The 7,915-nt window shown below is 62.1% G+C and carries 7 protein-coding genes; all 7 read right to left on the bottom strand.

Going from position 1 to position 7,915, the window contains the following annotated elements; all coding sequences use genetic code 11:
- Positions 1-100: 100 nt before the first annotated feature.
- Positions 101-1,459, bottom strand: coding sequence for an ABC transporter substrate-binding protein (locus B2994_RS05660; RefSeq protein WP_291527396.1), 1,359 nt, complete (start codon positions 1,457-1,459; stop codon positions 101-103).
- Between the two features lie 67 nt (positions 1,460-1,526).
- A complete protein-coding gene (locus B2994_RS05655; protein ID WP_291527395.1) occupies positions 1,527-2,513 on the bottom strand; it encodes a carbohydrate ABC transporter permease in 987 nt (328 codons plus the stop codon).
- The gene (locus tag B2994_RS05650) at positions 2,510-3,490 is read right to left on the bottom strand and encodes a carbohydrate ABC transporter permease (RefSeq protein WP_291527394.1); all 981 of its coding nucleotides are present in this window, start codon (positions 3,488-3,490) and stop codon (positions 2,510-2,512) included. The genes B2994_RS05655 and B2994_RS05650 overlap by 4 nt, the downstream gene beginning before the upstream one ends.
- A gap of 338 nt (positions 3,491-3,828) precedes the next feature.
- Entirely contained in the window at positions 3,829-4,890 is a 1,062-nt protein-coding gene (locus tag B2994_RS05645) for a glycerophosphodiester phosphodiesterase family protein (protein WP_291527393.1), read from the bottom strand.
- Positions 4,891-5,101: 211 nt separating this feature from the next.
- Positions 5,102-5,920, bottom strand: a complete 819-nt coding sequence (locus tag B2994_RS05640; RefSeq protein ID WP_291527392.1) for an amino acid ABC transporter permease — start codon at positions 5,918-5,920, stop codon at positions 5,102-5,104.
- On the bottom strand, positions 5,911-6,582 hold the full coding sequence (locus B2994_RS05635) for an amino acid ABC transporter permease (RefSeq protein WP_291527391.1): 672 nt from the start codon (positions 6,580-6,582) through the stop codon (positions 5,911-5,913). The genes B2994_RS05640 and B2994_RS05635 overlap by 10 nt, the downstream gene beginning before the upstream one ends.
- Positions 6,583-6,759: 177 nt before the next feature.
- Entirely contained in the window at positions 6,760-7,722 is a 963-nt protein-coding gene (locus B2994_RS05630; RefSeq protein ID WP_291527390.1) for a glutamate ABC transporter substrate-binding protein, read from the bottom strand.
- Positions 7,723-7,915: the final 193 nt, after the last annotated feature.

The following is a 7,915-nucleotide window of genomic DNA, read 5'->3' as shown; positions in this document are numbered from 1 at the left end:
GGGACCTCATCGTTCGTGACGCACGTGGCGGCCTGCAGAGCCCGCGCGGGCGCTCAGCATGACGCCGAAAACCCGCCGTGGCGCACAGCCATCGCTTGCGTCACTTCACGGAGTTGTTGTAGTCGTCGAGCGCGGTCTGCATCTCCTTGACCTGCTCGGACAGCGCGGTCTTGGGATCGGAGCCCTGGAACACCTGCTCCAATGCCTTCTCAACGGCCTTGCGGGCCTGCGGCATCACGCCGGCCGAGCAACCCTGCGTTGCGGTGGACAGCTTCGTGCTCTCGAGCTGCTTGACAGCCACGTCGAACTGCGGGTACTGCTGACGCCACTGCTGGTCGACCGGATCCTCCAGCGCCTTCTTGGAGGTCGGGAAGTAACCGGTGCCGGTGTGCCACACAGCCTGGTTCTCAGGCAAGGAGAGGAACTTGACGAACTGCCAGGCGGCGTTCTGCTCCTCGTCGGAGTGCTTTACATTCGAGATCCACAGCGAGGCGCCGCCGATGATCGGGCCGGAGTCGTTGTCGGAGATCTTCGGATAGTTGCCCACGCCGACTTCGAAGCCCTTCTCCTTGGCCGCGGACATGATGCCGGCCAGCGAGGCGGTGGATTCGAGGGTGATGCCGACGGTGCCGGTTTCGAAGGCGTTGGTCGCGGCGCTGGTGTCGGTACCGGTGTTGCCGGCGATGCCCGCGTCGACCATGCCCTTCCACCAATTGAGGAAGGTCACGGCGGAGTCGTTGTCGAAGGTGAAGGCGGTGGCGCGGTCGGACTTGCGGCCGTTCTCGGGCGTGCAGTACTGTTCGCCGGAGGCTGCGATCTCCTGCTCCACGTACCAGCCGTAGATGGCGGCGTTGAAGCCGTACTGCGCGGGACCGCCGTTCTTTGCGGACAGCTTCTCGGCGGCGGCCTTCACCTCGTCGAGCGTGGCGGGCGCCTTGTCCGGGTCAAGTCCGGCCTGCTTGAACAGGTCCTTGTTGTAGTACAGCACCGGCATGGAGGTGTTGAACGGCATCGACCACAACTTGTCGTTCACCGAATAGTAGCCGGCGACGTTGGGCTGAAGGTCGGAGACGTCGTAGCCGTCCTTGTCGATGAAGTTCTGCATCGGGGTGACGGTGGAGGAATCCATCATGAAACGCGAGCCGATATCGTAGATCTGGATGAGGCTCGGGGTGGATTCGGACTGCACGGCGGACTTGTACTTGGTGATCGTGTCGTCGTACTTGCCCTGGAAGGTGCCTTTGACGGTGATCTTGCCCTTGTTCTGATCGTTGAATTTCTGGATCAGCGTGTCGAGGGTTTTGCCGTTGGTGCCGGACATCGAATGCCAGAAGTTGACGGTGATCGAACCGTCCGCCTCCTTGGGCGTGCTGGCCTGCGTGGCTCCGCAGCCCGCCATCGGCGCGATCATAGCAGCGGCGGCCACCGCGGCCACCGCCAGTCGTGCGATCTTCTTCATAGTGGTTTTCTCCTTGTTATTACTTGAAATCTCAATGAGCCGGTCGTCGACGACGGACGATGGCCCGTCACTTGCTGGAGCCGGCGGTCAGACCGCGCACGATCTGACGCTGGCCGAGGACCACGATGAACAGCGTGGGGATCACCGCGAGCACCGCGCCGGCCATGATCAGGCCGGGATTGAACTCATCGGGCGACTGCAGCTGCGTAATGCCGATCTGGATGGTCTGCATTTCCGGGGTTTCGGTGACCAGCAGCGGCCAGAAGAAGCCGTTCCAATGGGTCAGAAAGGTGTAGATGCCCAGCGATGCGATGGCCGGGCGGCACAACGGCAGCACGATCGACCACAGCAGGCGCAGGTTGGAGGCGCCGTCGATGCGGGCCGCCTCAACCAGCTCCATGGGGAACTGCTGCATGAACGAATACATCATGAAGATGCCGAAGCCGGAGGCGAGGAACGGCAGCACCAGCGCGAGGAAGGTGTTGCGCATGCCCAGCGACGAGATCGTCAGGTAGTTGGGGATGATCACGGACTCGCCGGGGATCATCATGGTGCCGAGGAAAAACGCGAACCAGACCTTGGCGCCCTTGACCTTGAGAATGGTCAGCGCGTAGGCAACCAGCGTGGCCGTGAAGATCTGCGCGACGGTGATCACCAGCGTGGACCCGAAGGAGTTGATGTATTGGCGCAGCAGCGGAATGATTTGCGCGGCGGTGGCGAGGTTCGAGCCGGTGATGCCATGCTCGGGCCAGATGGCCGGCGGATAGGATGCGATGTCCTGCTGCTTCATCAGCGCTCCGGCGAAGGAGTAATACACAGGGAAGACCGTGATGACCGCCAGCACCAGCAGCACCAGCATGCCGATCACTTTGGAGATCATGTATTTGGCGTGCGACCAGCCGGCGGACTGCAAGGTGGAATCCATCGACTGCGAAATGGAACGACCCGCCTTCTTGGCGACGTTCGCCGGATCCACCAACTTGATGCCGTCCGTGGGATTGGCGGGCACCGCGGAGGGAACGGGAACGGAAACCGATTCGACGATGCTGCTCATTGGTTGTTGACCTTCTTTCCGGTGAGCATGAACTGGATCAGCGTGATCACCGCAACCACAAGGATCAGTACCAGCGCCTCGGCGGAGGCATATCCGAAGTTCGAGCTGTTGTTGGCAAAGCCGTGCATGTAGATGTCGTAGACCAGCGTGGTGGTGGACGAATTCGGACCGCCCTTGGTGAGCACGTGGATCTGGCCGAAGCTTTCAAGCGACTGGATGGTGTCGGTGATCATCAGGAAGAACACCTGCGGCATAATCAGGGGAATGAGGATGTGGCGCTGGAGCTTGAAGCCGGAGGCGCCGTCGAGACGCGCGGCCTCGATGATCTCGTCGGGCACCGAGCCGAGACCCGCCAGCAGCACGAGCACGTTGTAGCCGATGTTCATCCAGACGGTGGTCATGGCGATGGCCGGAAGCGCGAATTGGGGGTCGGTGAGCCAGCCGACCGGCCCGACGCCGAACTTGCCGAGGATCGCGTTGAACAGGCCGGTCGCCGGGTTGAAGAACGCGGAGAAGATGATCGACGCGGCCGACACGGAGTAGGCGAAGGGCAGCGCGAACACCGTACGGAATACGCGGTTGACGGTGGATTCCTTGTTGAGCATCAGGGAGATGAGCAGCGACAGGATGATTGTGGGGATGACGGTGTAGATGGCGAATAGCAGCGTGTTCATCATGATCTTGCCGAATTCGGGATCGGAGAACACGCGCTGGAAGTTGCGTAGCCCCACGAACGCGCCCTGGCGACCGAGGATGTCGGTGCCGGATATCGACAGGATGACCGTGCGGATCAGCGGATAGATGACGAAGACCGCGAAAACAATAAGGGCGGGGATCAGATAGATGAATGCACCGCCATGGATGGGACGGCGAGGCGACTCGGATGATTCGCTCTGACTCGGCCGCCTGCCGGAGCCTGCGGTACCGGGCATGGCTGCGCGGGACGCGCCGGCGCCCTGCATTGCTGCTTGCGACATAATCGATTGGCTTTCTTCTGCTTTTTCAACGCCCGCAATCGGCGGACTCTGTTAGGCGGGAGTCGTAGATTCCCGCGAAGAGATATGTGAATGCTGTTTGGAATCACTTATTGCGCATTCCAAACAGCAGTGATACCAATCGAAGGCCAGGTTAACTTGGTGATTCGGCGATAGTTTGGACGGCGTTAACTTTTATTTCGGCGTAAGGTCACTCTGCCTGCGCGCCGGCAACCACGCTGGCGTGTCGCGTCAGTCAACGCAAAACCGCCGCACTGATCGCAGGGAATCAGCACGGCGGCGAATATTCGGGGCGAGGCTTTCCGGTATCGACGTCGCTCTCAGTCGGCGCTCGTTGCGGCGGCGTCCGGCACGAAGGCCTCGAAGATGTAATGATCGAAGTAGGGCTCGGATTCCCGTAATTCCGCGGAGCTGCGCACGGTCCACGACACCGTGGTCGCGCCCATGGCGCGAGTCAGGCGCATCTGCGCTGAGTCGCCGCCATGCCAGTCGTAGGCCACGAAATCAGGACGGGACAGCCAGTCGAAGGCCAGCAAACCGGCCAGCCACGAACCGATCTGACGCTTGTCGGTGCCGAAGGCGGCGGCGTCGGCCAACTGCCCACGGTTGACCTCCGGCCGGTTCTGCCTGTACCAGTTCACCGCACCGGGGTGGAACGATTCAATGACGTAGGGGCCGTCATAGGCGCGAAGCAGCGCGTCGCCCTTTTCCATGAGTTCGTCGTCGCGCTCGGACCACTCGAAGTTGTCCTCGAATTTGTATTCGACGATCAGCGGCACACGGCCCGCAACCACATCAAGCACATCGGAGAACAGCGGTACGTGCTGGAAGTATGCGGCGGCTGCGCGCGACTGCACGGCGTCCGCGTCCTTTTCGCCGGCAAGCGGCTTGGCGACCGCATCGCCTGGCTTGGCGGGGGCCGGGAACAGCGGAATGCGGGTCAGCTCGTCGTAGGTCAGGTTGGCGATGCGACGCGGGTCGCCCGCCACCCGTTCCAGGTTGGAATCGTGCACCACCACCACCTGCCCATCGGCGGTGAGCTGCAGGTCGAGTTCAATGCCATATCCGGCCTCGCAGGCCGCGGCAAACGACGCCAGCGAGTTCTCCGGGGCGATTGGCCCCTCGAAGTCCTCGGAAGCGTAGCCCGCCTGCAATGCCATGCGGCGAGCCAGCGCCACGTAGTCGCCGCTCTCCTCCTCATAACCGGCCACCAAGCCGGATCCGGCGTCATGCAATCCACGATGCGCGTACGGCACATTCAGAATCGACGGCACGCGGTAGCGGCGCTTATCCGCGGCCAGACGCGGCGCAACGGCAAAGGCGCCGGCGCCAACAGCGGCCACGCCGGCAAGCAACAGCTTGGATCCAAAACTCTTGGCCATAACAACCTCCCAGTCGGCTGACGCCCGACTCAACTGTTCTGTTCGTTCGTTTCAGTCTTGTTGTTCTTTTCGTTCCTCGACTTCAACCTAGCACTGCGACCACCCCGGGAAGATCGCATCAAGCCAACCAAGATGGGGGGCCGGGGCTCGCACGGCCACCGCCGCCGAGCCCTCCGACCGCCTAACTTGCATCCCGCGGCAGGCCTTGCGGCTACAGCAGAATCTCAACATGGCGCCTGCGCGACAACCAGTTGGCGAAACGGGAGATCGCCAGATTGATCAGCACATAGATCAGCGCCACCACCAAATACACCGGCACCAGGCTGGAGAAGTTGGCGATGATGACCTTGGCGTTCACCATCAGTTCGGGATAGGTGACTACGTAGCCAAATGAGGTGTCCTTCACCACGACCACCAGCTGCGTCACCAAGGTGGGTGTCACGATACGGAACATCTGCGGCATCACTACGTAGCGGAAGTTCTGCCATTTCGACAGACCCAGCGAAACGCCGGCCTCCTTCTGCCCGGAGGACACCGCGTTGACACCCGCGCGATACACCTCCGCCAGCACGGCCGACGCATAGGCGGACACGGGAATCACCACCATCCAGTAGGTGGAGATCTTCAGGCCCATCTGCGCCGGCACCAAGAACATCGCATAGATGAACAGCAACGTTGGCGTGCCGCGGAAGAACTCGATGAACGCGGTGGCGACCCAGCGCACCGGCGCCCAGCCCGAGGTGCGCCCGAGCATCAGCACCAGGCCGACGAACAGGGCGATCACGCCGGCGCCCAGCGCGGCGCGCATGGTGCCCACCAAACCCATGCCGATGAACTCCCACACATTGAGCTGGCCGAAGAAATACCAGTACTGGGAGTCGAGCTGACCTTTCAGATAGAAGCGGTACACAATCCACGCCACGAGAGCGGCCAGTACGACGGCCGACAGGATGGTGCCGATGCGAATGCGCCTGCGGGCGCGCGGGCCGCCGATTTCGAACAGGGCGGCCTCGGTCGGTGTCATCGCCATATCGCAAGCTTCCTTTCAAGACGACGTCCGAGGAATGCGATGATAAGGCCGGTGGCCACATACATCAGCGCGGCCACGAAGAAGGTGGTGACGCCCAGCGCCTCGGTGTTGTTGATGTCCGCCACAAGCCCGGTCAGCTCCTTGTGGGCGATAGGCACAAGGGAACCCACCGACGAGGAGATCATCACGGAAATGGCGAGCGTGACCATGGGCTGCACCACGGAGCGCAAAGCCTGCGGCAGCACGATCGAGCCGACGATCTGCCGAAACCCAAGCCCCAACGACCGGGCGGCCTGGATCTGCCCGGCGTCAATGGTGTTGATGCCGGTGCGCAGGTTCTCGCATGCGAACGACGACGACACCAGTATCAACGCCAGAATCGCGCTCGGCTCGTAGTCGACGACCACGCCCAGATCAGGCAACGCATACACGATGAACACCAGCAGACACAGAACCGGCATGTTGCGGAACACCTCCACATACACGGTCACCGCGCCACGCAGCGGCGGAATCGGACTCACGCGCGCCACGGTCAGCACAATGGCCAGCGCGAATCCCCCCACAAATCCAATCACGGCGATACGCAACGACACTAGATACGCATCGACGAACGACTGGCCATAGGTGGCGACCAGATATTGGAAATCCTGGATGATCTGCATGCCTGCGCCTCCTTTCTCACATCACATGCACCGACGACGCATACGCCGACCCATGCGCTGAAATGCGCACTGCAATACGCACCGGAATATGACGATACCCCCTCCATATGTGGAGGAGGTATCGACGATAGTCACAAACTTACCGAAGCTGTCTAACCGAAGTTGCCGTTACGGCGCTCACTGGATCTCCGGCGGGGTCGGCACGGTCGTCACACCGGTGCGGTCGCCGATGGTGACCTGCCACAGCTTGGCCCAGGTGCCGTCTTCCTCGACCTTCTTCAGCCAGGCGTTCACGAACTCGGCGGCGTCGGAGTCCTTGGGAAGGCCGATGCCGTAGGAGTCCTTGTTGCCGAAGGGCTCACCGACGATCTTGAAATCGTTCGGGGACTTCACCAGCGTGCCGAGCTGCAGGGTCTGATCGACCACATAGGCGTCGACGCGGCCCTGACGCAGGGCCTGGGTGGCCTCGGCGTCCGTCTGGAACTCCTGGACGGTCGCCTGCGGCGCCACCTGGGCGACGATCTGAGGACCGGTGGACCCGGCCTGAACAGCCACCTTCTTGCCGGCCAGGGAATCGGTGCCGGTGATGTCGTTGTTCGACTTGGCCACCAGAATCGCCTGCTGGGAGACGTAGTACGGGCCGGCGAAGGAGATCTTCTCCTTGCGCTTGTCGGTGATGGAGTAGGTGGCGAACACGGAGTTCACGGTACCGTTCTGCAGCACGGACTCGCGGGTGGACGAGTCGACCACGGTCAGCTCGGTTTTCGCGTCGCCCAGAATGTAGCGGGCGAGCAGCTGGCTCAGGCCGGCATCGAAGCCGCGCACCTTGTTGTCGCTGGTGGACTGCAGCGAGAACAGCTGCGAGGTCTTGGTGCCGCCGACCTTGAGCACGCCGGCTTCCTTAATGGACTTGGCCCATGCGTTGGCGTTCACGGTGGCGTCGTCAGCCACGTCGCCGGCGTTGATGATGGCGTCGTAGTTGGCGGTGTTGAGATCTGAGCTGGAGGAGCTCGAAGCGGAATCGGAAGTCGCCGCGGAGCCGCTGGCGGTTGGGGCCTCACCGCATCCGGCGGTGAAGAACAGTCCGGCGGCGACGGCCAGTGCCGCGGCCTTGCGCAGCAGCGAAGTAGTGGTGGTCATGTCTTTCCTCTCTCCTTGGGTTGCGTCCGGCCGCGCGCAGGCGGCTCGCGAATCTAAGGTGACACCCACAATACCCAAGCGCCGCGCCCGACGCATAGCAAATCCGCCGATTTCGCCTATGGCGATTATAGAGGTTTCTTATAGCGTGCTAACAATCGGCCCATCGTCTGCCAACCGCCAACTGTCAGCCACC

Origin of the sequence: Bifidobacterium sp. UBA744 (genome assembly GCA_002298605.1) — a bacterium.
Classification (GTDB): Bacteria; Actinomycetota; Actinomycetes; order Actinomycetales; family Bifidobacteriaceae; genus Bifidobacterium.
Note: the sequence above shows the minus strand (reverse complement) of the source record. Positions and strands in the feature narration are given on the sequence as shown.

Bases quoted from the DNA above. Each gene is read 5' to 3' on its own strand.
- B2994_RS05660 (WP_291527396.1), bottom strand. From the start codon at position 1,459: ATGAAGAAGATCGCACGACTGGCGGTGGCCGCGGTGGCCGCCGCTGCT.
- B2994_RS05655 (WP_291527395.1), bottom strand. From the start codon at position 2,513: ATGAGCAGCATCGTCGAATCGGTTTCCGTTCCCGTTCCCTCCGCGGTG.
- B2994_RS05650 (WP_291527394.1), bottom strand. From the start codon at position 3,490: ATGTCGCAAGCAGCAATGCAGGGCGCCGGCGCGTCCCGCGCAGCCATG.
- B2994_RS05645 (WP_291527393.1), bottom strand. From the start codon at position 4,890: ATGGCCAAGAGTTTTGGATCCAAGCTGTTGCTTGCCGGCGTGGCCGCT.
- B2994_RS05640 (WP_291527392.1), bottom strand. From the start codon at position 5,920: ATGGCGATGACACCGACCGAGGCCGCCCTGTTCGAAATCGGCGGCCCG.
- B2994_RS05635 (WP_291527391.1), bottom strand. From the start codon at position 6,582: ATGCAGATCATCCAGGATTTCCAATATCTGGTCGCCACCTATGGCCAG.
- B2994_RS05630 (WP_291527390.1), bottom strand. From the start codon at position 7,722: ATGACCACCACTACTTCGCTGCTGCGCAAGGCCGCGGCACTGGCCGTC.